This is a genomic window from Moraxella sp. HMSC061H09 (assembly GCF_001809255.1).
In the GTDB taxonomy this organism is placed as follows: Bacteria; Pseudomonadota; Gammaproteobacteria; order Pseudomonadales; family Moraxellaceae; genus Moraxella; species Moraxella catarrhalis.
Map to the genome: position 1 here is coordinate 22040 of NZ_KV796856.1, position 26249 is coordinate 48288.

Consider the following 26249-nt stretch of genomic DNA (forward strand, 5'->3'; position numbering starts at 1 on the left):
AAGCACAAGGCGGCTACAAGATGCAAATGAAAGAACCAAACGATGCCGCCAAAGCTTGGGATACACCAGAGCCACTGCTTGTACTCACCAAACAAGATGGCTGGAAGTATTTTTCTACCAATGCCATCAATTTATCAGTCAATGATATCACCGATCAGGTTATCGTAAGACCTGACGGGCTATTGGTTATCGCTAAGCTGCATGATGCCAGTACGAACACCAATCCCATGCTTGATAGTCGCTATGCTGTTGCCTTAATGGGTGCGGTAAATACCATCTACCAAGTCGCTTGTGATGATAAACGCATTAATTTAATACAAGAGTTTTAACATAACCAATCACTGATTTGGGCTTAAGTACTAAAGGGTAAGGAAAAATGGTATGGGATTTTTAGGTTATTTGTTGATGGGTGGCATTGTTTATACCATTGGTTTTTTTATTAATCTTAAACGATTACACCCCAAGCGTCAGGCGGGTGCGGTCATTTGTGTCACACACCCAATCATGATTGGTTATTTGCCGGGATGTTTTATGATTATGCTTGGTGTATCGGTATTGCTTGGGCGATTTGTATTACATCATGATGGGCCAGATTGGGCGTTTATTGGCGTGAATAGTTTGGTGGCAACAGTCGTATTTTATTTTGGTCTAAATCCTGACACGACCAAGATGAATCTGCCTGATTGACTGCGTAAAATTTTGATACTTTTTGACGCTGATCGCACTTGTGAGTGCGATTTTTTTTTATGACAATCACAGTGATGCTGCGTACTAATATATCATAATAAAAACTAATGATATCATCATATATTATTATTACTAAAAAAATAATAAAAATAGTTATTTAATTTATTTAATATTACATAAATTCAATAACTTTATAATAGACACATAAAATAAATATAATCAAATACTTATAGATAAAAAAATTAAAATATCCATCTATATATTTTTATTAATTATAAATATATAGTTATTTATTCTTTATATAAATAATAAGGGTTTGGTTGGGTTTTCACCTTTACCTTTATCCAAAAAAAGCGTATGATACTTGTTAGGTTAATTGCTGATACTTGATCAGATCAGCAAGCGTAATTAAAAATTGAATAAAAAATCAGGAGTGTACGATGTCAAACAAATTATTTGACCTGATTGAATCATCAGGGGCGAAATGGGTGGATTTTCGCTTTACAGATACGCACGGCAAAGAGCTACATTTAACTTTTCCAGCATCGACCGTGGACGAAGATACGCTAGAAGATGGTAAAATGTTTGATGGCTCGTCAGTGGCAGGCTGGAAGGGAATTGAATCTTCGGATATGATTTTACTCCCTGATGCCAAAACAGCATATTTGGATCCCTTTTATGAATCACCGACTGTCGTGGTTAGCTGTGATGTGATTGAGCCTGCGACAATGCAAGGTTATGAAAAAGACCCCCGCTCAATTGCACGCCGTGCCGAAACTTATCTTAAATCAACAGGGATTGGCGATACGGCTTATTTTGGCCCTGAGCCTGAATTTTTTGTTTTTGATGATGTGAAGTGGCAAATTGATGAATCAGGGGCACAGCACAGCATAAGCTCCGAAGCGGCATCTTGGTCGTCAAATAAAGAGTATGCTTGGGGTAATAATGGTCAACGCCCAGCTTTAAAAGGTGGCTATGCGGTGACTGCACCCATGGATTATTATCACGACATGCGTGCAGTTATGTGTGATCGTATTGAAGATATCATGGGCGAGGGTCGTGTCGAGGTGCATCATCATGAGGTGGCATCGGGTCAACTTGAGATTGGTGTGTCTTTTAATACTTTGGTTAAAAAGGCCGATGAGGTTCAGCAATTTAAGTATGTGGTGCAAAATGTCGCCAATCAATTTGGTAAAACAGCAACCTTTATGCCAAAACCGATTGTTGGTGATAATGGTTCTGGCATGCATGTACATATTTCCATCTCAAAAGAGGGTGTGAATACTTTTTCTGGAGATGAGTACGCTGGCTTGTCAATGACGGCATTGTATTTTATTGGTGGTATTATTAAACACGCTCGTGCGTTAAATGCCATCACCAACCCAACCGTCAATAGCTATAAGCGTTTGGTACCACATTTTGAGGCGCCGATTAAATTGGCGTATTCAGCATCAAACCGCTCGGCGTCCATTCGCATTCCACATGTCTCTAGCCCAAAAGCGGTGCGTATTGAGGCCCGTTTCCCAGATCCTGCAGCAAATCCTTATTTGTGTTTTGCGGCATTGTTGATGGCAGGCATTGATGGTATTGAAAATAAGATTGACCCAGGCGAGGCAGCTGATAAAAACTTGTATGATTTGCCACCAGAAGAAGAAGCATTGATTCCGACCGTGGCAGAAAATCTAGAAACTGCCTTAAAAGCTTTAAAACAAGATCATGCTTTTTTATTAAAAGGTGATGTGTTTAGCAAAGATATGATTGATGCTTATATTGATCTAAAAATGCAAGAAGTTCATAAATTAAATGAAGCGGTGCATCCGCTTGAATTTGATTTATATTATCGCTGCTAATTGCTGACTTATCAGTTGGCAGATGTTTATCGTTGAAATAAACCCCAAGCAGGTAGAACCTTTGGGGTTTATTTGGGATAAATGTTGAATTTAACAACCCAAGCTTATCAGCGTCAAATTTTCTCTGAAAAATAAAAGCAGATGCGGTAAAATAAACCATATTTTACCGCATCTGATTATTATGACCGTTCAAAATCATCCAGCAGACAATCCACCAAGCTCATGGGCTTATCCAAAATCTCAAATAAAACAATATGATATTGCCATTATCGGTGCTGGTGTTGTCGGTATGGTCTGTGCCATTTTACTTGCCAAAAGAGGCAAGCAGGTCATTATTTTGGATAGTAAGCCTACCCCTAGTAAGGCATCGTTTGATCAGAGATTGGCTCAGCGAGATGCCAGAGTCTATGCACTCAATCTTAGCAGTATCGATTTATTAAAAAGTGCCGATGTATGGGACGGTATCACCAGACGCGCCGATTATGACCAAATGCATGTATGGGCGAGAGATGATTTTGGTGAATTGATTTTTCAAGATGAACACGCCTTTGAAAATATCATGCTTGGGTCTATGGTTGAGCCATCAGTATTGGATGAAGCACTTTGGCATCGTGCAAAAGCTTATGAAAATTTAACTTTAAAATATGAGATCAGCTTGGCGGCTCATGGCATGGCTTTTGATGAGATGCCTGACGGTGTGTGCATACGCTATCAAGCTGACAATCAAGCCAAGATGGTGAAGGCTAAGCTATTGATTGGTGCCGATGGCCGTGCGTCTTTGGTACGCCGTGAGATGGGGGTGGGGGTAGATACCTTAAATTATCACCAAAAACCATCTGCTGTGCCATACGAACCGATCAGCCACATGGTAACACAGCACGCCAAGTGATGTTGCCAACAGGCACTTTGGCACTATTACCCATTGCCAATCTCAATCAAGATGATCAATGCCGATGGCAGTCGATTGTTTGGACATTGCCCAAGCAGATTGCAGAGACATATTTGAGCGACTACCACCAAAATCCTGATAGCCTAATCAATAGGCTGGCTTTGGCAAGCGGCTATGTACTTGGGGATATTCATAAGATACAGTCGGTCGCAAGTTTTCCACTATCTGCACAAGCCGCCAATCGCTATCATAAGGGTTTAATCGCACTGATGGGTGATGCTGCACATGGGGTACATCCGTTGGCAGGACAGGGGCTTAACTTGGGCTTATCTGATGTGAAGGCATTGCTGGCATTGGTAGATGTGTATCATGCCAAAAATATGCCCTTAAGCACACGCTTATTAAGCGATTATGAACGCACGGTCAAAGGGCATAATTCGCTGATGATGCATAGCTTTTCTATGATTAATTTTGCTTATACATCAGCACTGAGTAATATTTCTGTGATACGCCATGCACGCAGTGAGATTGTCAAGGCGATTTCTAAGTCACCATCCGTCATGCGTCTGCTGATTGAGCGGGCCAATTGCTAAAGTAACTCGGTTTAATGCTTTGAATGTGCCTGATGAATCATCCAAATGAGCTAAACAGCACCATTAGCACAGGTGATACAATATTAACGATAAATCCAAAGCTGATGGCGATGGGCATAATCTGTGTACCACCCGCCTGTAAGATGGTTGGTAGGGTAAAGTCAAGACTGGTTACACCGCCTAAACTCACAGCGACAGATGTCGAATAACGCATGACCCATGGGATAAAGATTAAGGCAATCACTTCACGAGCCAAGTCATTAAGCAGGGCGACGCTGCCCCAAACCGCACCATAAGCATCTGTCATAATCGTACCTGATAGCGAATACCAGCCATAACCTGATGCCAAAGCCAAACCCTGCATCAGCGTGACTTCATGAAAAATGCTTGCAAAAATGATGCCTGATAAGGTGGTACAAAAAATAAATATGACACTGACCTGTAGACCTGTTTTATTGACCAAGGCTTGCTTTAATCCAATCCCTGATCCTTTTAGGCTGACACCCACCAAAAATAATAGTGCCATTAGCAGGATGGTGGTCGTCTTTTCAGGTGGTATAAATCCAGCTGGCAAAAATTTAGCAGCCATAAATCCAATTGCCAAACAAATGAGCTGAGCCAAACTGCCCCTTAGGCTGATTTTGGGTTTTTGGCTGGGTAGTGTGTGTTTAGATAACTGATTTTTTTGAGTGAATTTATCAAAAAAAACCAAGCTAATCGCTCCAAAGCCAATGGTCAGTGTGATTAACACAACCAAATATTTGATAATGTCCCCAACCTTTTGCACCAAATCATCCACCAAACCAAGCTCAATACCAATGACAATCAAAATAAGATAAATCAGATAAGTCAGAGCCTGTCCACCAAATGCGGCCAACTTTTGTGATGTTGGTAGTGCAAAACCAACAAACATTGGACTTAAAATAAGTAATAATGTGATGATTCCCTGCATCCAATTCCCCAAATTCATCAAAGTAAAAATAAATCGGCATTGTAACATTTTTACAAAAAATTTTCGTGATTATCCACCATATTTTGGATATTAGCCATGTTAATTTTAGATTTGATATAAAATGAGTGGCTTAAAGTGAGTGAAAATCAGCAAATTGATAAAAAATGGTTTAGTTTTTGGTAACTTTGGCGTAAAATTAGATAAATTTTTATTGGAAATAGTCATGACCGCAACCGATCCAAAACTTACTCAAAAAAAATCTGCTGCCAAAGCTGCTTTAAGCCATATTGAAGATGGCATGATTTTAGGTGTTGGTACAGGCAGTACAGTCAATTGCCTGATTGAGCTTTTACCAAAAGTGCGTCTTAAGGGTGCAGTTGCCAGCTCACAGGTTACCGAGGATAAATTAAAGGCCTTGGGTATTGAGATTTATGATTTAAATCAATTGGGTGTGCTGGATTTATATATAGATGGTGCTGACGAGATTGACGCTAAAGGCAATATGATTAAAGGTGGTGGTGGTGCATTGACACGAGAAAAAATCGTTGCCGCCGCCTCAAATCGGTTTATTTGTATGGTAGATGACTCAAAAATCGTCAATACACTGGGCAAATTCCCTGTTGCAATTGAAGTTTTGCCTCAAGCGCGTTCTTATGTGGCGCGTGAATTGGTGGCAATGGGTGGCGATCCTGTATATCGTGAAGGGTTTGTGACAGATTATGGCAATGTCATTTTGGATACCTATGACCTTGATATTACCGATGCTGCCAAGATGGAGTTCACCTTAAATAATATCGTGGGTGTGGTTTGCCATGGTATATTTGCATCGCAGTCAGCGGATCTAATGCTAAAAGCTGGCAGCACAGGCGTGGACACTGTTGTATTTTAATAAAACTGTTGTATTTTAATAAAATAATTAAAATACAACACATCAATATAAAACACCGCATGATTAGCTCATGCGGTGTTTTTTAGCGATTCATATCAAGGTCGGTACGAGGAATGTAGTAAATATAAAAGCTTATAAACATTGTTAAAAGCGATAATGAAACGATGAAAATCATAGGTGCAAAAGCGATATGAGCTGAGGCTGAATGTAGAACAAACGGCAACAAACCGCCGATAAGTGCGATGATGATATTATAAATGATACTGACGCTTGTTAATCGAATCTTGGCAGGGAATAGTCGCACGACAACCGAAGGAATTGCACCAATGATACCTGAAGCAAATCCAAATAGGGCAAAAAATATCAACCCATATTCACCACCATTACGCAAATGATTAAAAAACAAAGCCACTTGCATCGCCAAGAATAGGCTACCAAAAGTTAGCACAATACCAGGATTAAGCCTATCCACCAAAATGCCAAATATCAAGCAACCAATTGCCATAAATAAAATTGCAAGCACATTGCCAAACCATAAAACCGTTTCAGAGATTCGAAAGCTACCATCAATCAAATCTACCAATAAAATTGGCGTAAATATCAATAAACTGACCATAATACTGATTAACATTATGGCAGGAATAATACTGATGAGCATATTTTTATTGCAAATGATTTGAAAAAACGAGATTGACGACCTAGCAAAGCTGGTTAGTTTTGAGGTCAGTCGCATGGCTGTTGTGACTGTGCGTTGATCTATCTCATTGATTTTGGGTGGTGATGTCATTGAGCTTGGGCTTATGCTGTGATCGGGCATTTTTGTATCTTCAGAAAGCTGAAACTCAATTGCTGGCAGATGATCAAGCTGCTTGATTTGTGAGTTGGTCAAAGTGGATAAACTCATGTTACTAAGCATTGACTCATGTTTGGGGCGAAATGACCGCTCAGAGTGTGCTTCTAAAAAAATGGGCGTTTCTTGCAAGTGTTTGTATGATATTAAGATTAAAATAACGCTTAATAAACCGCCACAAATAAACGGAATACGCCAACCAAAACTCATCATCTGTGCCCAAGTTAGCGTATCGTCTAGCCAGTTCATTAATAAAATTAAAAAAATCAAAGACAGCACACAGCCAGATAAGATTGCACCACAACCTACGCCAATATGGCGTGTTGGTAGATGTTCGGTGACATACACCCAAACGCTTGGCATGATGCCACCAATGGTAAGACTTTGGATAACTCGAGCAACGATAAAGATAATGGGGGCGATGAAGCCAATTTGACTATACTGTGGTAATAACCCGATGAATAAAGTGAATATCGTTATGCCCAGTAAACTGATGAATAGTGCAGGCCTGCGACCTTTGGTATCACCATAGTAGCCAATCATCAAACCGCCCAAGGGTCTGGCAATATAACCTGCTGAAAACAGTCCAAACAACTGCAGGCGAGAAAGCCAAGTATACTCCGTACCACCAAAAAAGATCTGTCGTAATAAATCAGACAGATATATAAAAATAGCAAAGTCAAAAAAAGCCACGCTGGCGATGAGACTTGTAATGAGAATGGCACTAAAATAGTGCTGGCTGGGTAATTGGTTGGCTGGCATGATAATCTTCTCATGAAATACCAATCAAACATACGGTTTGATGGTGCGAAGTATCGATAATATCTTGCAAATCTGATGCTTCATAAGATCTTATCAAAAGCAGATACACTAAATATCCATAAAGCATTGATTGCTCATGGATATTCTACAAATAAAACATACAAAACACTAGTATTATTTATACAATTTGGTTCAAGCTTTCATTTAGATGGTATATATTTATGATTAATATCAAAGTAGCCAATCGATAGGCATCAGTCCAGCCAGCCAAATGATAATACGATCTTTATGATTCATGTGTGGTTCGTGATGCAAAATGACTGGTTGACCATTTTCGATGGTATGCCAATTAATATTACCTTTGGCGTCAAGTTTTAGTTCATAGGCTTGATGGGTGATGGCTTGGCTATTACTCAAAGCTTTGTGTAGCTGTCCTGCCAATTTACTATCTTTGATAAGAACACCAAGCTCGGTATTGATATTGGCTGAGCGTGGGTCGACATTATATGAACCAATAAATATTTGATCATCATCTACCGCAAAGGCTTTGGCGTGTAGACTTGTGGTGCTGTGCTGGCGTGTACGCCAAAAACGATTTTCGTTATCTTGGATACTCTGAGCGCTAGATTTAATCTCAAAAAGATGCACGCCTGCCGCCAGTAGTTGCTTTCGCCAGTGTGCGTAACCTGCATGTACAATACCAACATCGGTGGCATCAAATGAATTGGTCAAAATACGCACCTCAACACCCATTTTAGCAAGCGTGATCAGTGTGTCGACACCTTCTTTGGTAGGAACAAAATAAGAAGAGATGATGCTGAGTTTTTTGCTTGGTTGACCCAATTGTGTTTGTAGCTGTGAAACCAAAAATTCATTAGGATCTGAGTGACCGTTTAATTTGATAACATTATCTGCTATCAAATCAATCTCTGTCCAAAAAAATGGTACTTGCTGGGCGAGTAAATCTTGCCCAATGGTTGAATTTTGCATGGCTTGGCGATAAGTGCGTAGCTCACGATCAGCATCTGAGCTGTCTTTGACTTTTTCAAGTTCATCAAATACCACAGGTTTGATGCCACTGATGTCATCTTTGTTGTCATGTTTGACAAGTGTTTCAATATCAAAGGATAGGGGTGAAGCCCAATAAATCTCAAAGCTTTGGGTAATTTTGCCAACGACATGACCAACTAACATGACATCCAAATCAGCAAAATGATTAACAGGTGCATTATTTAAATATTCATTACCGATATTACGACCACCTATGACACTGATTTTATTATCAAATGTCATGCTTTTATTATGCATACGCCGATTGGTGCGTATGGGATGTAACATATAGTTTAGACTACGGAAGCCACGATAAGGCATGGGATTGATTAATCTGACAGCAATATTTTTATGCTTTGAGATACGTAGTAGGAGCTGATCAAGTTCAGGTGAGCTATTAAAATCATCAAGCAGCAATCGAACAATCACACCACGATCAGCCGCTTCCCACAGGTCTTTAAGCATCAGTTGACCAGCTTCATCGTTATGCCAAATGTAGTATTGAATATCAATGGATTGGTTTGCCACATCAGTCAGCGTACTGCGTGCAGCAAACGCATTGGCACCTGTTGTAATCGGATAATATCCAGATTGATTGGGGTGATGATGGCTTTGGGCGTTGATGGCTGAGATGAGACCGTCTGAACTGCCACCATGTTTGACCATTTGGTGACGCTCTTGAACCTGTTTGGTCAATGCCAGACTCTTTGGTAAGTGAGGCGTATCGGGCAAATTTTTGCAGCCAACAAGTAATACCAGCATGACAGTATGTATACTGATGACAAACAAAGAGCGAAAATGATGAGTCATGACTCAAAAAGTCTAAAAATTTGATTTATCATAGCAAATTTATCCAAAAAAAGAAGTGCTTTATTAAAATTTTACCAAACAAAATCGCTTCTTTTTTAATCATTTTGGCGATGATTGTTATCAAATGGCGAGCTATTGCCAAATCATTTAACCACAAGTAAACCAATTAACCAAAAGCGGGCATTCGGCGAGGTACAGCATCCAAAAATTCACGGCGTGCGTCATGATTGGTGGTAAACTCACCCAACATGCTGGTGGTGCGTGTGGTGGATTGTTGTTTGCCAACACCACGCATCATCATGCACATATGACAGGCATCCATAATAACCGCAACACCACGGCAACCCGTCAGCTCTTCGATAGCACTGGCCACTTGCTTGGTTAAGTTTTCTTGGATTTGTAGACGGCGTGCATACATATCAATGATGCGTGCCACTTTAGATAATCCTAATACTTTGCCATCTGGCAGATAGCCAACATGGGCGACCCCATAAAAAGGTAGTAGATGATGCTCACATAGCGAATAAAATTCAATATTTTGTACCAAAACTAACTCAGGATTATCAGAATCAAAGACGGCATTATTAGCCACGGTTGCCAAATCCTGATGGTAGCCACGAGTAAGATAACCAAACGCCTTGGCAGCCCGCATTGGTGTGTCAATTAATCCATCACGGGTCAAATCTTCTCCTGCTGAGGAGATGATTTCGGCATAATGCTTAGACAGGATTTCGTAATCGTGGATAAAGTTTACGGTATCAGAATTTGACATATTTTAAGCGTCTAGTAAAAAAATGCATAGCTTATCATAAAATAGCGATTGATTTAACAAAAAACTGATTTTTTCATCACTTTTTGAGCGTTTATCAAACACTTTGGACGAGTTGATGTTTAAAATTAAGTTTACATTTGTACTAATTATATCCCACATTTTAAAATTCTATGCTATAATGGCAAAAATTTCTATCAAAAGGATAAAGTCATGTTACTAAAAGGTCAGCGTTTTGTGGTGACTGGGATTGCCAGTAAATTATCAATTGCTTGGGCGATCGCTGAAAGCTTGCATCGTGAGGGGGCGCAGCTGATTTTAACCTATCCGAATGATAAAATTAAAAAGCGTGTGGATATGGCTGCCGAAGCATTTGATGCGGTGGCGGGGATTGAGTGTGATGTTGGCTCAGATGAGTCGATTCAAGTGTGTTTTGATGAAATCGCCAAACATTGGGGCGTAGGTGACGATAAAGGCATTGATGGCATTGTGCATGCCATCGGTTTTGCCCCTGCCGATCAGCTTGATGGCGATTTTACCCAAGCAACCACTCGTGAAGGCAGTCAAATTGCCCATGATATCTCAAGCTACAGTTTTGTCGCACTTGCCAAAGCAGGGCGTGAATTACTTGCTGCACGCCAAGGCTCACTGTTGACTTTAACTTATGAAGGCAGTATTTCTGTATTGCCAAACTATAATGTCATGGGCATGGCAAAAGCAAGCCTAGAAGCTTCGGTACGCTATTTGGCATCATCATTGGGTGGTGAGGGCATTCGTGTCAATGCCATCAGTGCAGGCCCTATCCGCACGCTGGCCGCCAGTGGTATTAAATCATTTCGCCGTATGCTTGATGTTAGCGAAAAAATCGCACCACTTGGGCGTAATGTCAGCCAAGAAGAAGTGGGTAATGCTGCGCTGTTTTTGTTATCACCTTGGGCAAGCGGTATTACTGGCGAGATTTTATTTGTGGATGCAGGCTTTAATACCGTTGCCATCAGTGAAAAAATCATGATGATGGCAGGCGACGGCGAACAATAACAACGATTTAAAACTTTCATAAAAAGTTAAGTTGGTAGTGAGCAAAATTGTGCCAATGACATCAAACATTGGTACAAATATCCGATTTTTGGTATGATACACCATACCATTTAATTGTTGAGAGTGATTATGACCCAGCCTTTTTTGATTGCCCCATCGATTTTGTCTGCTGATTTTGCACGGCTTGGAGCGGATATTGAAAGCGTTCTTGAAGCTGGTGCAGATGTTGTGCATTTTGATGTGATGGACAACCATTATGTACCAAATCTAACTTTTGGTTCGATGATTTGTCAAGCATTAAAAGACTATGGCATCACTGCACCCATTGATGTACATTTGATGGTTAAGCCAGTTGATGGTATGATTGAGCAGTTTTTAAAGGCGGGGGCTGACATCATCACTTTTCATCCTGAAGCCAGTGAGCATATAGACAGAAGCCTTCAGCTGATTAAAGATGGTGGTGCCAAATGTGGTTTGGTCTTTAATCCTGCAACACCTTTATATTATTTGGATCATACATTGGATAAGGTTGATCAAATTTTGCTGATGAGTGTCAATCCAGGTTTTGGTGGTCAAAAGTTTATTGATGCAACATTAGATAAATTAGCAACTGTGCGTCAAATGATTGACGATAGTGGTCGAGACATTCGCTTGGAAGTTGATGGCGGTGTCAATGTGGCAAATATTCGCACCATTGGTGAAGCGGGTGCTGATATGTTTGTGGCAGGGTCGGCGATTTTTAATCAGCCTAATTATAAGGCTGTAATTGATGCCATGCGTGATGAGTTATCAAAGGTAAATCGATCATGACCATACCGCACCATCAAGCCCAAACCACGCATCACAACCCCCCAAAACCCAACAAACCCGCCAGCGTCGTACCGATGGGTTTTACCATAGGGCTATGTTTGGCAAGTTTGCTATTAAGCTTGGCAGGCTATGGATTTCGATTGATGTTTGGTGATGAGATGTCTGAGGTATTGCGTCATGCTGCTGTCGTTGTGCCTGTATTTGTGATTGGCATTCCGCTGATGACTTGGCTTGGTGCAACTGGACTAAATAAACTGGGTAAAACCAATATCCACCCTAGAAATGCTTGGACTTTTGGTTGGTTATTATCGACTGTTGCGATGTTATCCATTATGGGAGTGTATAGCTGATGCTCTCCAAGCTAATTCCTGATATCATCACGCCAAAAGATATCCCTAAAGGCTTGATTTTATTGCTTATTGTGGCGTGTTTGCTGGTGGGTTTATCAGGGCTTAGATATGGCGGTGTGGAAGGATGGCTTCATGTCCTTGAAAATTGGCTCGTCGCTTTGGTGGTGATTCCTGCCTTAACTGCATTGATCTCATTGCCTTTAAAGTGGCGTGATAGCACCTTTGATGTGCGTATGGTCTATTATTTGGGTATGTTTGTTGCACTTTTATTTATGTTGGCAAAGCTACGCTACTGGCGATGACTTGAAAAGCACCAAAATGATGCCATATACCAAGATAGACTAAAATAATGATGAGATGGCAATCATAATGACAAATCAAATTTCACAAACCATTGAAAATTGGCAAACGATGAGTATTGCAGAATGCCTATCATTTGTTGATGATTTGGTATATCATGCGTCTGATTCCGATGAAGAGGACACACTATCAATTTTACATGAGCTGTTTTTTCAGGAAATCAATGGGCGTGGTGATGAGACGCTGATTGATGCACTTGCTTCAGCCATTTCTCAGTTTATGGATTCTGCGACAGTTGAGGAGCTTGCACAGCAAGTAGAGCGGACATTAGGCGTCGATTTAGCCAGATTATCAAAACTGGCACGTACTCAGCGATTAAACGCACAGGTACAAGCATCTGACGGTGAGCATCGCCCCAAGCGCAAGCGTCGTCAGCGTAAGCAGCAAGATCAAGAGGATTTGGGTACCAAAGAGCGTGTATCACGGTTGCAACATCCCAGCAAATCAAAAAAGACCAAAGATGGTTTTGTCCAAGAAACTTTGCTTGAGTTTATTGAAGAGTCATCAGGGGTGATGATTTTGCGAGAAGTGGGTCATGATCATGATGAGCCTTTGGTGAGTATTGCTTTTTCAGAGCAAGTCCAAGATATGCTAGGTGCTGATGCCAGAGTGGTTGGGCAAGCGATGATTCATGCTGCCATCGCAAGTGTTGTACAACGCCAAAGTAATTTTTGGCATGCACATGTGTATGATGAAGAACCAGCACATTATAGCTGATGTATTTGAAACTGATTCAATTGATTCAATTAAGAGATTAAATCGTGCCATATTTAATCTCTTTTTATTTCGGCTATTTGGTTAACAGATGATGAATTGGCATTATTTTAATCTAATTAGCCTTTGATCGGTAATGATGATGTCCACCGACATATCCCAAGGCTGTTTGGGTAGCCGATCTGCCACTTGAAAATCATAACACCAAGCGATTTTTAGGCAGTTTTTGGCTTTTGCAAATGTGCGGTCATAGTAGCCGCCCCCCATACCAAGGCGTATACCGTCAAGATCAACCATCACCAAAGGGCAAATGATGGCATCCATGTGATTGGCAGATAATATCAGTTTTGAGCGGGGTTCATGCATGCCTAGGCGATGCTTTTTAAGAGGTGTTTTATTCAGTGGTTGAATGATGGGGGCAAATGTCAAGGGTTTGTTTGGCGTGGTGATGGGTAAATACGCTTGATAGTCAAGTTTTTGACAAAATTGGGCAATGGTGGCGGTTGGTAGTTCACAAAATCCATCCAAATAAAAACCAATATTGGCTTTTTTGGGTAATAGCGGTATTAATTTATATAAAAATCTGGTTGCTAGGTAAGCGGATCTTTGACGCTCACAGTGACTAAGCGATCGTCTTTGCATACGCATGTGTTTACGCAAATGGACAGCGGATAAATTGGTTTGGTGGCTGGTCTTGGTCATTGTGTTTATATTTGGTAATGATTATTATTTGTTATTGAATCCTAGGTAAACTGATGGTATGCTAAATCATCTCATCATTTAGATAAAGTGGTACAATTCAGTTAGTAGAATTGCATCGCTGGTCGTATCACTCATCTTAAGCGACTTTTATCAAAAAATCAATGGAGTAAAATATGACAATACGCACCGAAAAAGACACCATGGGAGAGATTGCTGTACCTGCTGATGCTTATTGGGGGGCACAAACTGAACGCAGTCGCCAAAATTTCCGTATTGGCGGAGAAAGACTGCCAGAGCCTTTAATCCATGCGATGGCAACTGTTAAAAAAGCCGCCGCCATGACTAATGCGACACTTGGCCGCATCACTGACGAACAATCACAGCTAATCGTTCAAGCCTGTGATGAGATTTTGGCAGGTAAGCTTAATGATCAATTTCCGCTTGTGGTGTGGCAAACAGGCTCAGGCACCCAGTCTAATATGAATATTAATGAGGTTATCGCCAATCGTGCCAATGAAATTGCTGGTAAACCAAAAGGCAGTTATCAGCCGATTCACCCCAATGATCATGTCAATCATGCCCAATCGACTAACGACAGCTTTCCGACGGCGATTCGGGTGGCGGCTGCTCAAGAGATGAGTAATAAACTGTTGCCAGCCATTAATAATTTACGCCAAACATTGGCACAAAAATCAGCTGATTTTGATGAGATTATCAAAATCGGACGCACGCATTTACAAGATGCCACGCCGCTGACTTTGGGTCAAGAGTTTAGTGGTTATGTCATGCAGCTTGATTATGCTTTGGAGCGTATTGAGGCGGCCTTAAGCGGTCTTTATCAGTTACCATTGGGCGGTACAGCAGTCGGCACAGGGCTAAATAGTCATCCTGATTATGCTGTCAAAGTCGCTAAAGTTCTGGCAGAATTAACCAAGCTGAATTTTATCACAGCACCCAATAAATTTGAGGCTTTGGCCGCACGAGATGCCGAAGTATTTGCTTCAGGTGCACTAAAAACACTGGCAGCAAGCCTAAATAAAATCGCCAATGATGTGCGTTGGCTGGCTTCAGGCCCACGCTGCGGTCTAGGTGAGCTTAGCATTCCTGAAAATGAGCCTGGTTCATCCATCATGCCTGGTAAAGTCAATCCAACTCAGTGTGAGGCGATGACCATGGTGGTCACCCAAGTCTTTGGTAATGATACGACCATTTCTATGGCAGGGGCTTCTGGTAATTTTGAATTAAATGTTTATATGCCTGTGATTGGATATAACTTATTGCAGTCGATTCGTCTGCTAACGGATGCGATCAATAGCTTTAATGAGCATTGTGCAGTAGGCATTGAACCAATTTACGAAAAAATTGACCATTATTTACATCATTCTTTGATGTTGGTCACCGCACTCAATCGCCATATTGGCTATGAAAATGCCGCCAAAGTTGCTAAAACCGCTTTTAAAAATAATCAATCTTTAAAACAAACTGCCATTCAGCTGAACTTATTAACTGAAGCTGAATTTGATGAGATTGTGCGTCCAGAACAAATGGTTGCCCCAAAATAAACTTTTGATACTCAAACACCGCCAGCGATTTGGCGGTGTTTTTGGTTGAAAAAAAGCCATAATTTAGCGATAATAGCTTATTTGTCCATTATCATACGCCATTCATCATGACCACCACGCAAGCCCGTCTTAAAAAGCCCAAAAAACCTCGGCGTTCACAAGCTGATATCGTGGCTAATAATTTTTTAAATTCTGTTTTTCGTCCTGCAAAAAAGCAGCTGACTTTAGCATGGCTGTGCGATGTCATTAGCTTGCTATTATTCATGGTACAAGCTTGGATTTTGGTGATGATTTTTGATGGCTGGCTTTTGCCATTTATTCCTGAATTATCCCAGCATCAAGTGATGGCGATCGAGGCTTTGGCTGTTTATGTGATGGCTTTATTTGGCGTGATGTTATTACGCGCATTGATTGGTTATGCCAAAGATGCACTACTCACACGCATCGGTGTGCAAGCAGCCAGTGATGTGCGTCAGCGGCTATTGGTTAAACTGGGTGACATGGGTCCTGCTAGACGCTTTTTTGGCTCTGATGGTGCACTGGCAAGCAAAATCATTGATGAACCTGAGCATCTCATCGGTTATGCTCGCTTTGAAATTCAGAAAAAAACTGCCGTTAGTACACCAATTTTATTGGCAGTTTGTATTAGTTTTTTAAATAAAACTGCTGCAATGATATTACTGGCGACGGCACCACTGGTACCGATTTTTATGGCGATGATTGGTGTAGCAACTGCACGCAAAAGCCGTGAGCAGATGGATGCGATGGCACAGCTTGGCGGTCGATTTTTTGATTGGATACGAGGGGTGAATACACTATCTCGTCTGGGCGTGGTTGATATCGCTGTTAAAGATATTGATGTCAGTAGCGACAATTACCGTAAAAAAACCATGGCAGTGCTACGCATTGCTTTTTTAAATAGTGCGGTGCTTGAATTTTTATCGGCATTATCCATTGCACTTGTGGCTGTTTATTTGGGTTTTGGGCTGATTGGAATTTTACCTTGGCAATCTGGTGTTGTCATAACAACTTATAGCTCAGCTTTGATGATTTTATTATTGGTGCCTGAATTTTATGCACCACTACGCCGCTTGGGTGCTGAGTATCATGTCAAAGGTCAAGCCGTCGGTGCTGCCAAGGAGATGGTTGGCATACTTGATTTTAAACATAGCAAAACCGAGCTACATCAGGTGGATTTGATGGGAAAAGTGGGATTTTGTTTAAGGCAAGTGGCTGCCTTTGGTGATGATGGGCGAGTCAGGTTAACGCCGACGACGCTGCATTTTGTGGCAGGTAAATCAACATTATTAAAAGGGGAAAGGGGCGCAGGCAAATCGACACTTTTACAGATTTTATTGGGATTTGGGCAATATACTGGCGTGGTTGAGGTGTATGATGATCAAGGACACTATCGCTACGATACGCTGGATATGGCGTATCTTAGACATCAGTTTGGCTATTTGGCACAAATGCCAGCACTGCTGCCCATCAGTATTCGTGATAATCTGACATTGGCAAAATCTGATGCGACCGATGATGAGCTGATTGATGTACTAGATGCTGTTGGACTGTGGTCTTTGATCCGTGATTTGCCCGAGCAGATGGATACCATGCTTGGTGAGCGGGGTGGTGGGCTGTCAGGTGGGCAGGCACATCGCCTTGCCATTGCGCAGCTTTTGCTTCAAGATGCTAAGGTGTGGCTGCTTGATGAACCAACAGAACATCTAGACAGTGAGACTGCCTTTATGATCAAAGATTTATTAAAACGCTTATCAGTGCATCGGACGGTCATTTGGATTACCCATGATCAAAGTGTTGATATCGCCTTTGATGATATCCATCATTTAGGGGGTTATGATGAAATCAAATCAACCATTTAAGCTTCGTGAACTCATCAGTACCCAAGTTTGGGTATGGATCTTGGTGGCTTGGCTTCTAGGGCTTGTGACTGTTTGGTCAGTCTTAGGATTATCGATGGTGTCAGGGTGGTTTGTGACCATGTCAGCAGTGGCAGGCCTAGTTGCGGTAGGTACTCATACATTTAATTATATGATGCCAGCGGCCATTATACGCACCTTTGCCATTGCACGCACGCTATCTCGCTATGGTGACTTGATGGTATCGCATCATGCTGTCTTTGGGCTGTTAAAAGATTTGCGTGTACGATTTTTTGCCGATTGGGCAAGTTTGGATTTTAATGCCCGAAACCTGCAAAGACAGTCTAGCAGCCAAAAAATGCATCGCCTTGTCAAAGACATTGATGTTTTAGATGAATTTGTTTTACGCTTGATATCACCTTGGATTATGGCAATCGGTGCGGTGATTTTGGTGGCTGGTGTTACGCTGTTGCTATTACCCAAAGCATGGTTTGGGCTAGTGCCGATCGGCTTGGCGATTTTGATTGCTGCTTTTGTGGTATATCGTGGCATTCATTTGGCGTATGACGAGAGTACTATACTTGAAACTCGCAAATCAAAACTGCTGGATACCTTGCCAGCACTGACATCCTTGCTGATTTGGCATCGCTGGGATGCGTACATACATCAGCTGAGTGATTTGGATGCTCAGCAAACCAAAATAACACTGTCATCACATCGTTTACGCAGAATGGGCATGTTGGGGGTGCAAGTGGCACTGGCACTGGCGGCGACACTTATGCTTTGGGGTGTAGGGAGATTTTTTAGACAGACAGATAGTGTTGCTTTTACCATTGAGACATTAAATGATTATCCGATGATGAGTTCGGCGGTCGCACTGGCAGTATTTTTAGGATTGATGGGCTTGGGTGAGTTTATCCAAAACTTGATTGCTGAGCCATTGGCTTTGGGGCGTAGTCAGGTAGCCAAGCAGCGCCTCAACGAGATGCTTGTCGGCCAAAACGTTGCTCCCAAAATCAATTTTAATCAGATTACCAATCAGCAGGATGCTTTGACTTTATGGCTTAATAATGCCATTGTTAGGGCGCCAAATGCCATCATCAGTGCTCATATTCACCATGCCAAGATTCGCTCTGATAAGCCTTGCTTGATTATAGGTCCTTCAGGTGCTGGTAAATCCACTTTACTGCATACACTTGCCCAAGAGCATGATTTGACCTCGGGTGAGATTTGGTTATGTACCGACACCAAAAAATATCCGTGGCAGTCAGTTGATTTTGACCAATCACTGGGATTTTTGGGGCAAACAGTTGATATTTTTGATCAAACGCTGGCAGATAATCTTCGTTTGGGTAAACCAAACGCAACCGATGATGAGCTTATAACAGCTCTTAAAAAAGTAAATTTATTAACTTGGCTAAATAATCAACCAAAAGGTCTGGCAACTCGGCTCGGAGAATATGGTATGGCTGTGTCTGGTGGGCAAGCACGGCGTATCGCCTTGGCTCGACTGTTGCTATCCCCAAAAGCGGTCATGATGCTAGATGAGCCTTTTGCAGGCTTGGATCCAGATACACGCCACAATGTATGGTTGAGTCTAATTGATGCCCAAAAATCTGGTGATATTGGCTTGTTATTAATTTGCACCCACCAGCTGTGGCAACAGATGGGTGAGGTTCAGGTCATCAAAATCGAGGGTGAGGGTCAAGTTTAATTTATCACTCTGTGCTTTGCTTGACTAAGTCTTGATAAACTTGAATTGTATTATCGACCATATCATCAATCTCATAAGCATGCGTCATGGCAGGCGGAATGGGGTTTGATAATAAAAACTTAACACTTTTACACAGCATGATCGCAGTCTGTTCTTTGACCAATCCTTGGGGGTATAAGTCTCCTAGGATATCTGCAAAGGCACCTTTTGCCCAACCAATCACTGGTGTTCCTAAATGAATGGCTTGAAGTGCTGTCATGCCAATACTTTCGGGGTGATTGGCAAGCGATAATACGATATTAGCTGATGACAACCATTCACGCATATCAGGTGGATTTTTGCCGATAAAAGAGACCCGATCTTGTAAGCCCAAAGTATGCAGGCGTTGGACAAAATCTTCATAAAAAACACACTGATGAATGCGTGCTGTGGGGTCATCATCCATGATAATTGCGTGAATTTTTGGAAATTTTTCTTGTAGATTTCCTAAAATATCAATGAGCCATTCTTGACCATATTCAGGACCGATCGGTGTTGGAAAAACCAACCATTTTTTGTGTTCAAGCTCAGGAAATTGGGTAAAGGTTTGATGTAGCCAATGCACAGATGAGTGATGGCGATAGGGGTATTTTCGAACATCCACCCCACGCGGCACACAAATGATATCAGGCAACTTGATGGATTTATCAATTTTTTCTGATTTTACTTTTTCAAAAATTTTATTAAAATGTTTATCAATACTTTTAGATGCACTGATCAGCAAATCAACATGAAACAGTGCTTTTGAATAAGAATTGACAGGATAAAATCCGTATAAACTTGAAATAATTTTGGGGCGCTTGTCATTTGGAAAGGAATGCATTGCCCAATATAACACCCAAGCAGGCGTACGAGAATGTATGTGAATGATATCGGGCTGATGCTGTTCAATGATTTGACGAAGCTTAAGTGTGTGTATCAATGCCCACCAGCTTTTTTTGGGCATAGGTAGGCGGTAATATATTGCCCCATCACGCACAAGACGCACAACAAGCTTGCTATCGCTTGGAGCACTGCCGATGATGATAGACTCATGACCAGCTTTGATGAGCGCATGGGAGATGGGATAAATGCCACGCTCGGACTCATCATGCCTAAGCGAGGATGACAGTTGAAGAACTTTCATAACTTATTATCTGATGGGTCAATTGGTTTTATTTTCAAGAAAATCTAAAATTTTCTCAACATGCTCTTTGGCTTTGACATCCCGAAAACTACCAATCATCTCGCCATTTTTATTGTACACAAATGTAGAGCGTACCACGCCAAGATGGGTTTTGCCATACATCTTTTTTTCTTTGATGACATCGTAATATTGGCAAAGTTTTTCATCGGTATCACTAATTAAATCAATTGATAAGGCTTTTTTATTGATAAAATTTTGATGAGATTTGATACCATCTCGAGAGACGCCAAGGATATAAAATCCCAATGATTCAAGCTTGGCTTTATGATGACTAAAATCCACCGCCTGAATGGAACAGCCTTGCGTGTTGTCTTTGGGGTAAAAATACAAAATCAAGCCCTGATGACTTTGATTAAGCAGTTGATTGAGCTGCACAGCAGTGGCTTCTTGGGTATCGGCTGCCACCATGGTTAACTCAAAACTTGGCAGCGTGATGGTTTCGTTAGAATTTTGTAGCATTAGGTATCTCGTTGTCATTTTAATCATAACAGTTAAACGATGTATATTTTAGCAAAATTTACCCATGAAAGAACATTTTTATTCATCATAATTGCTTAGTAAGCATCAATTCTTTCTAAAATACATCAATTTGCAAATTTTTGTTTGGCATCATAATGACTTTGCGGTAGAATTATGCGTTTTTATTTTATGAATAACCAAATTGCCTTGCCATTTGGCTTACCGCTTTTGAATTAAGGCTTTAGCGATTATTATCTGGATAGAATATGACTTTATCATCCTATTTAAAAATTAATGAGCGTGGCTCATCCGTGCGTCAAGAAATCATTGCTGGCTTGACGACTTTTTTGGCGATGGTGTATTCGATCATCGTTGTGCCAAATATGTTATCAGCAGCTGGATTTCCTGCTGAATCCGTTTTTGTTGCAACATGCTTGGTGGCAGGCCTTGGTTCAATATTAATTGGACTTTGGGCAAATGTACCGATGGCGATTGGCTGTGCGATTTCTTTGACGGCATTCACCGCTTTTAGCTTAGTGCTTGGGCAAGGTGTGAGCATTCCTGTGGCACTGGGTGCAATTTTTTTAATGGGCGTGGTTTTTACCTTAATCTCGGTGACTGGTGTTCGTGCGTGGATTTTACGCAATTTGCCTGCATCGATTGCACACGGTGCAGGCATCGGCATCGGACTGTTTTTACTGCTGATTGCTGCCAATGGTGTGGGTTTAGTCATCAAAAATGATGCAGGTTTACCTGTGACAATGGGCGAGTTTATGTCGTTGCCTGTGATTTTATCTTTAGTGGGGCTGGCGGCGATTATTGGTCTTGAGCGATTACGCATTAAGGGCAGTATCTTATGGGTGATTATTACCATTACGATGATTGGGCTACTTTTTGATCCTGCGGTGAAGTCAGATGGTGCCATTTTAAAAGTACCAAGCTTTGGTTCAGACTCTTTATTTATGCAAATGGATGTCATGGGTGCGCTAAATACAGCGATTTTACCGGTGGTGTTTGCCTTAGTTATGACAGCAATTTTTGATGCAACAGGTACCATTCGTGCCGTGGCAGGTCAGGCAAATCTACTGGACAAAGATGGTCAAATCATCAATGGCGGTCGTGCTTTGACATCAGATTCAGTCAGTAGCCTGTTTTCGGGTATTTTTGGGACAGCACCTGCTGCGGTGTATATCGAATCTGCTGCCGGTACGGCAGTAGGCGGTAAGACAGGCTTGACAGCGATTGTGGTTGGCGTGCTATTTTTATTGATGCTATTTTTTCAGCCATTGGCATTTTTGGTACCAAGCTATGCTACCGCACCTGCACTCATGTATGTCGGTCTTTTGATGCTAAGCAATGTCTCAAGACTTGATTTTGAAGATTTTGTCGGAGCAATGAGCGGTTTAATTTGTGCTGTATTTATTGTTTTGACTGCCAATATTGTCACAGGAATTATGCTTGGTTTTGGTACATTGGTGCTTGGACGACTAATTTCTGGTGAATTTAACAAGCTTAATCTTGGTACCGTGATTATTGCTGTCGTGCTTGTCGCATTTTATGCATTGGGCTATGCCATTTGATACTAAGCACCCAAAAACTCTGTCAAAAATTAAAACCCACCTCAAAGTTAGATTGCTAATTTTGGGGTGGGTTTTAGGCTAAATCAGACTGGCTAAGGTCTCATAAATCTCATGTTGTTTGGCTTGGTTGGATTTTAGTTCGGTGTCAAGCTGAGCACCTTCGATGGCGTAGCGTACCACTTGATACTGTGGATGACTATCGGTGGCGGCGAACTGCTTTTGTTTTTGAGCCATCCAGTTTTGCCACACCTCAAACATATTAGCATCAGCATGAATGGCTGTTAGTAGCCCAGACCAGTTGCTGTTCATACCAATCTTAGAATCTTGAAAAATCACTTGCAAATACGCTTTGGTAAATCGACCTTGAATAGCACCCAATTCATCAGTGATGGATAAAATTGCAGTATTTAGCTGAGCGATATAAAGACCCACCACGGCATTTAACAGCTCTTCTTTATTTTTAAAATGATGAAATAGTCCGCCTTTACTGGTACCTGCAGCGTCCGCAACTTTTTGCATGGATAAATTCGCCACACCATCACTGACCATCAAGTGCTTGGCCGCCATGATCAACCCATGTTTAAGCTCCTCTGGTTTATTTTTTCGCTTTGTACCTGATGTGCCAGCGTGTAGATTGTTTTCACCAATAAATAAATTGTCATTCATATGATAAACCATTCAAAATTAAAAAATATTTAATAAAACTTATCGTTAATTGGGATAAATAAAATTGGGATAAATAACGGTAAAACTAAATGAAACCAACTGGTCGGTATTTTATAAAACTCTATGAGAATTTGCAAGCACAGATGCAGCAGGATGATGAATTTTATTTCTTAGCAGGCAAGGATGATTTACCAAAAATTATGCTACAATAAGGGGTATTTTTATCAGTTTATTTGGAGCGTGCGATGTCAAATCAGAAAAAAATTCCCCATGTATTGATGATTTTGGATGGTATTGGCCATCGTGAAGAGACCAAAGATAATGCCGTTGCCGTAGCCAATACACCAAACTTAGATGCTTTATTTGCCAGCTATCCCAATGGGCTGATTTCTGGTTCTGGTATGGATGTTGGATTGCCAGAAGGCCAGTTTGGTAATTCTGAAGTGGGGCATATGAATTTGGGTGCTGGGCGTATTTTATTTCAAGATTCAACCCGAATTATGAATGAGATTGCCTCAGGAGAATTTTTTAATAATTCAGCATTGATAGATGCCATTCAAGCCACACTGAATAATAAAGGCGTGGTGCATATTTTAGGACTGTTGTCTGATGGCGGGGTGCATGCACACATTGATCATATTAAGGCGGCAGCTAAGCTTGCGTTATCTCAAGGCGCTATGCAAGTGTTTGTGCATGCGTTTTTGGATGGTCGTGATACACCGCCACAGTCTGCCAAAGGCTATGTGACTGATATTGAAGATTATTTTACTCAGCTTAATCAAGAATTTGAAGGTAATGTTAAAATTGCCAGCGTCATCGGTCGATTTTATGCCATGGATCGTGATAAGCGTTGGGATCGTGTGGAATCTTGCTACCAGCTATTAACCGAAGGCAAATCGGTCAGAACCGCAGATAATGCTCTAGATGCAATCAAGCAAGCATATGCTGCAGGGGAGACGGATGAATTTATCGCTGCAACTTTCATTGAAGATGATGGCGTGATTGGTGATAATGATGGCGTGATTTTTATGAATTTCCGTGCTGACCGTGCACGAGAAATCAGCTTGGCTTTTGTGGATACAAATTTTGATGGCTTTAATCGTCATATTGTGCCTGAGTTATCGGCATTTGTTATGCTCACCAAATACTCAGATGAGCTTGAAAATAATCCAAAAACCGACATTGCCTATCATCCAACAAGTCTGACAAATACGCTGGGCGAATATTTGCAAAATTTGGGTAAAACCCAACTTAGAATTGCCGAAACCGAAAAATACGCACATGTAACCTTTTTCTTTAGCGGTGGTCGTGAAGCGCTGTACAATGGCGAAGATCGCATTTTGATTAATAGTCCTGATGTTAAAACATACGACCTAAAGCCTGAAATGAGTGCTTTTGAGGTTACCGAAAAATTAAATGATGCGATTGACTCGGGCAAATATGATGTATTAATTGTCAATTATGCCAATGGCGATATGGTGGGGCATTCGGGGGTATTTGATGCGGCAGTTAAGGCAGTGGAAGCAGTGGATCAGTGCATAGGCGAGGTGGTCAAGCATATTCGTGCCGCTGGCGGCCATTTATTAATCACCGCTGATCATGGTAACTGTGAGCAGATGCAAGACTACCAAAGTGGTCAGGTACACACGCAGCATACCACAGAACTTGTACCTTTTATCTATATTGGTGATAAAAAAGCGACTGTGCGTCGTGGCGGCAAGCTGTGCGATGTGTCACCAACACTGTTGGATCTGATGGGGTTAGATAAGCCAAGTCAGATGACTGGAGAGAGTTTATTGGTTTTTTGAGTGATTAAACAAAGAAGGTTTGGTATGCGATTTTCGGCAGTAATAACGGCTTTATTGATTGGTGCGATGGGCTATATGAGTGCATTTGCCAATCCACAGGCTTTTGATGATCAAGCAGATGTAGACGATCTGATAATAGATACGCCTGCTTTGGATGTAGCACCAAATCATTTGTATGGTATTGACGGTTTGCACTCTGGGCGAGTGCCTTTGAATACCATCAGTCCCACCACGCTCAAAACTTTTGTACAAGTGGTTGATTTGATGCGTCGTGAATACATTGAGCCTGTAGATGATGAGATGTTGTTTTATCACGCCATTCATGGGATGCTAAATCGTGTGGATCGCAATGCTGAGTTTCTTGATGCGACTGCCTTTGCCAATCTTAGCTCATTTACCACAGGTAATGTGGCAGGCGTGGGTCTAAAGGCAGTTTGGAGGAGCCAAGATGCACATTGGGTGGTGACTGAAGTGACTGCCGATAGCCCTGCCAAAAGTGCAGGCATTAATGTTGGTGATTATCTACACCAGATTGGTGATATTAAACTTAACCAATCCCAAACCGAAAATGACATCATTCAGCTTTTAAGTGGTATCGCAGGCTCAAGCGTTGATATCACTTATTCAAGAGCAGGTCGATCCAAGCAATCCGTCAATGTCATTCGTAACCAAGCTCAAAAGAGTAGCATTGAAGTTTTTGTTCAAAATGGCATTGCTGTCATCAAACTTCCCGTCTTTCAAAATAACACCAGACAAGATATAATTGATCGTCTTGCCTTAATAGAAGGGCAGGTTCGGGGTGTGGTGATTGATTTACGAAACAATCCTGGCGGCGTGCTTGATTCAGCCGCTGAGGTGGCCTCTTTATTTATGCGAAAGCAAGTCGTTACCCAAGTCCAAAACCGAAGTGGCATAGAAAGGGTGATAGAAACGCATGGTTCACCCGTACTAGAATCCATGCCAGTGATTATTTTACAAAACCGCTATTCGGCATCAGCAGCTGAAGTACTGGCAAGTGCATTGCAAACCCATGGGCGGGCAATGATCGTGGGTGAGGCGAGCTACGGTAAGGGTTCGGTGCAGTCGGTCATCGCTTTGGGAAATCATCAAGGGATTAAGATAACTACCGCACATTATCTAACGCCCAATGGCAAAAAAATCGATAAAATCGGTGTGGTGCCTGATGTGAGTTTTAAACCACCTTCTAACGATTCACAAGACGATGAATGGTTGCGTTTGAGCCTAGATTTGATGGAGCGAGTAAAAACAAACCAAAGTTGATT

At 41.5% G+C, this 26249-nt stretch carries 23 protein-coding genes and 2 pseudogenes; 17 read left to right on the top strand and 8 right to left on the bottom strand.

What is annotated here, in order from left to right; genetic code table 11:
- The 4 genes and pseudogenes from HMPREF2573_RS06575 to HMPREF2573_RS09825 form a co-directional block, all read left to right on the top strand.
- Positions 1 to 329, top strand: a pseudogene (locus HMPREF2573_RS06575) (hypothetical protein); the annotation flags it as partial.
- A gap of 52 nt (positions 330 to 381) precedes the next feature.
- Entirely contained in the window at positions 382 to 687 is a 306-nt protein-coding gene (locus HMPREF2573_RS06580) for a hypothetical protein (RefSeq protein WP_070472964.1), read from the top strand.
- Positions 688 to 1127: 440 nt separating this feature from the next.
- Entirely contained in the window at positions 1128 to 2537 is a 1410-nt protein-coding gene (gene glnA, locus HMPREF2573_RS06585) for a type I glutamate--ammonia ligase (RefSeq protein ID WP_003657911.1), read from the top strand.
- A 181-nt stretch (positions 2538 to 2718) separates the two neighbouring features.
- Positions 2719 to 4019 (top strand): annotated as a pseudogene (locus HMPREF2573_RS09825) (FAD-dependent oxidoreductase).
- Between the two features lie 37 nt (positions 4020 to 4056).
- On the opposite strand, the gene HMPREF2573_RS06595 reads toward HMPREF2573_RS09825, so the two are convergent.
- Positions 4057 to 4971, bottom strand: a complete 915-nt coding sequence (locus HMPREF2573_RS06595) for a LysO family transporter (RefSeq protein ID WP_003659955.1) — start codon at positions 4969 to 4971, stop codon at positions 4057 to 4059.
- A 139-nt stretch (positions 4972 to 5110) separates the two neighbouring features.
- Here HMPREF2573_RS06595 and rpiA point away from each other — a divergent pair, with 139 nt between their 5' ends.
- Positions 5111 to 5860 (top strand): ribose-5-phosphate isomerase RpiA, encoded by a 750-nt coding sequence (gene rpiA, locus HMPREF2573_RS06600; RefSeq protein WP_003663743.1) that lies wholly within the window; start codon positions 5111 to 5113, stop codon positions 5858 to 5860.
- 82 nt (positions 5861 to 5942) lie between these two features.
- On the opposite strand, the gene HMPREF2573_RS06605 is transcribed toward rpiA, so the two are convergent.
- The 3 genes from HMPREF2573_RS06605 to folE all read right to left on the bottom strand — a co-directional run bounded on the left by HMPREF2573_RS06605 (position 5943) and on the right by folE (position 10104).
- Entirely contained in the window at positions 5943 to 7472 is a 1530-nt protein-coding gene (locus tag HMPREF2573_RS06605) for an MFS transporter (protein ID WP_049166970.1), read from the bottom strand.
- A gap of 231 nt (positions 7473 to 7703) precedes the next feature.
- A complete protein-coding gene (locus tag HMPREF2573_RS06610; RefSeq protein WP_003659949.1) occupies positions 7704 to 9332 on the bottom strand; it encodes a phospholipase D family protein in 1629 nt (542 codons plus the stop codon).
- A 166-nt stretch (positions 9333 to 9498) separates the two neighbouring features.
- A complete protein-coding gene (gene folE, locus HMPREF2573_RS06615; protein ID WP_003659947.1) occupies positions 9499 to 10104 on the bottom strand; it encodes a GTP cyclohydrolase I FolE in 606 nt (201 codons plus the stop codon).
- Between the two features lie 210 nt (positions 10105 to 10314).
- On the opposite strand from folE, the gene HMPREF2573_RS06620 reads away from it, so the two are divergent.
- The 5 genes from HMPREF2573_RS06620 (at position 10315) to HMPREF2573_RS06640 (ending at position 13376) form a co-directional block, all read left to right on the top strand.
- A complete protein-coding gene (locus tag HMPREF2573_RS06620) occupies positions 10315 to 11139 on the top strand; it encodes an enoyl-ACP reductase FabI (RefSeq protein WP_070472968.1) in 825 nt (274 codons plus the stop codon).
- Positions 11140 to 11268: 129 nt separating this feature from the next.
- On the top strand, positions 11269 to 11949 hold the full coding sequence (gene rpe, locus HMPREF2573_RS06625; protein ID WP_003657929.1) for a ribulose-phosphate 3-epimerase: 681 nt from the start codon (positions 11269 to 11271) through the stop codon (positions 11947 to 11949).
- Positions 11946 to 12299, top strand: a complete 354-nt coding sequence (locus HMPREF2573_RS06630) for a hypothetical protein (RefSeq protein ID WP_003659940.1) — start codon at positions 11946 to 11948, stop codon at positions 12297 to 12299. Before rpe ends, HMPREF2573_RS06630 begins: the two co-directional genes overlap by 4 nt.
- Positions 12299 to 12601, top strand: a complete 303-nt coding sequence (locus tag HMPREF2573_RS06635) for a hypothetical protein (RefSeq protein ID WP_003659938.1) — start codon at positions 12299 to 12301, stop codon at positions 12599 to 12601. Before HMPREF2573_RS06630 ends, HMPREF2573_RS06635 begins: the two co-directional genes overlap by 1 nt.
- Before the next feature lie 67 nt (positions 12602 to 12668).
- Complete coding sequence (locus tag HMPREF2573_RS06640) at positions 12669 to 13376, top strand: structural protein (RefSeq protein ID WP_003657938.1); 708 nt, start codon at positions 12669 to 12671, stop codon at positions 13374 to 13376.
- 102 nt (positions 13377 to 13478) lie between these two features.
- Here the strand turns inward: HMPREF2573_RS06640 and HMPREF2573_RS06645 are convergent, their stop codons facing one another.
- Positions 13479 to 14075, bottom strand: a complete 597-nt coding sequence (locus HMPREF2573_RS06645) for a 5-formyltetrahydrofolate cyclo-ligase (protein WP_003659935.1) — start codon at positions 14073 to 14075, stop codon at positions 13479 to 13481.
- A 173-nt stretch (positions 14076 to 14248) separates the two neighbouring features.
- On the opposite strand from HMPREF2573_RS06645, the gene fumC reads away from it, so the two are divergent.
- From fumC to HMPREF2573_RS06660, 3 genes are all read left to right on the top strand, one after another.
- On the top strand, positions 14249 to 15637 hold the full coding sequence (fumC, locus tag HMPREF2573_RS06650) for a class II fumarate hydratase (protein ID WP_003663732.1): 1389 nt from the start codon (positions 14249 to 14251) through the stop codon (positions 15635 to 15637).
- A 107-nt stretch (positions 15638 to 15744) separates the two neighbouring features.
- A complete protein-coding gene (gene cydD / locus HMPREF2573_RS06655) occupies positions 15745 to 17517 on the top strand; it encodes a thiol reductant ABC exporter subunit CydD (RefSeq protein ID WP_070472971.1) in 1773 nt (590 codons plus the stop codon).
- Positions 17495 to 19228, top strand: a complete 1734-nt coding sequence (locus HMPREF2573_RS06660) for an amino acid ABC transporter ATP-binding/permease protein (protein WP_070472974.1) — start codon at positions 17495 to 17497, stop codon at positions 19226 to 19228. The genes cydD and HMPREF2573_RS06660 overlap by 23 nt, the downstream gene beginning before the upstream one ends.
- 4 nt (positions 19229 to 19232) lie before the next feature.
- Here the strand turns inward: HMPREF2573_RS06660 and HMPREF2573_RS06665 are convergent, their stop codons facing one another.
- Positions 19233 to 20393 (bottom strand): glycosyltransferase, encoded by a 1161-nt coding sequence (locus HMPREF2573_RS06665; RefSeq protein WP_003657946.1) that lies wholly within the window; start codon positions 20391 to 20393, stop codon positions 19233 to 19235.
- A gap of 18 nt (positions 20394 to 20411) precedes the next feature.
- Positions 20412 to 20912, bottom strand: a complete 501-nt coding sequence (locus HMPREF2573_RS06670; RefSeq protein WP_003657947.1) for a peroxiredoxin — start codon at positions 20910 to 20912, stop codon at positions 20412 to 20414.
- A gap of 266 nt (positions 20913 to 21178) precedes the next feature.
- On the opposite strand from HMPREF2573_RS06670, the gene HMPREF2573_RS06675 reads away from it, so the two are divergent.
- The gene (locus HMPREF2573_RS06675) at positions 21179 to 22492 is read left to right on the top strand and encodes an NCS2 family permease (RefSeq protein WP_003671259.1); all 1314 of its coding nucleotides are present in this window, start codon (positions 21179 to 21181) and stop codon (positions 22490 to 22492) included.
- A 78-nt stretch (positions 22493 to 22570) separates the two neighbouring features.
- Here the strand turns inward: HMPREF2573_RS06675 and HMPREF2573_RS06680 are convergent, their stop codons facing one another.
- Positions 22571 to 23158: a TetR/AcrR family transcriptional regulator gene (locus tag HMPREF2573_RS06680; protein WP_003657951.1), complete on the bottom strand. Its 588-nt coding sequence runs from the start codon at positions 23156 to 23158 to the stop codon at positions 22571 to 22573.
- Between the two features lie 89 nt (positions 23159 to 23247).
- On the opposite strand from HMPREF2573_RS06680, the gene HMPREF2573_RS09750 reads away from it, so the two are divergent.
- From HMPREF2573_RS09750 to HMPREF2573_RS06690, 3 genes are read left to right on the top strand one after another with little or no spacing between them, the layout of a single operon-like run.
- The gene (locus tag HMPREF2573_RS09750; RefSeq protein WP_003657953.1) at positions 23248 to 23370 is read left to right on the top strand and encodes a hypothetical protein; all 123 of its coding nucleotides are present in this window, start codon (positions 23248 to 23250) and stop codon (positions 23368 to 23370) included.
- A 33-nt stretch (positions 23371 to 23403) separates the two neighbouring features.
- The gene (gene gpmI / locus HMPREF2573_RS06685) at positions 23404 to 24966 is read left to right on the top strand and encodes a 2,3-bisphosphoglycerate-independent phosphoglycerate mutase (RefSeq protein WP_003663723.1); all 1563 of its coding nucleotides are present in this window, start codon (positions 23404 to 23406) and stop codon (positions 24964 to 24966) included.
- Between the two features lie 24 nt (positions 24967 to 24990).
- Positions 24991 to 26247, top strand: coding sequence for a S41 family peptidase (locus HMPREF2573_RS06690; RefSeq protein ID WP_003657956.1), 1257 nt, complete (start codon positions 24991 to 24993; stop codon positions 26245 to 26247).
- Positions 26248 to 26249: the final 2 nt, after the last annotated feature.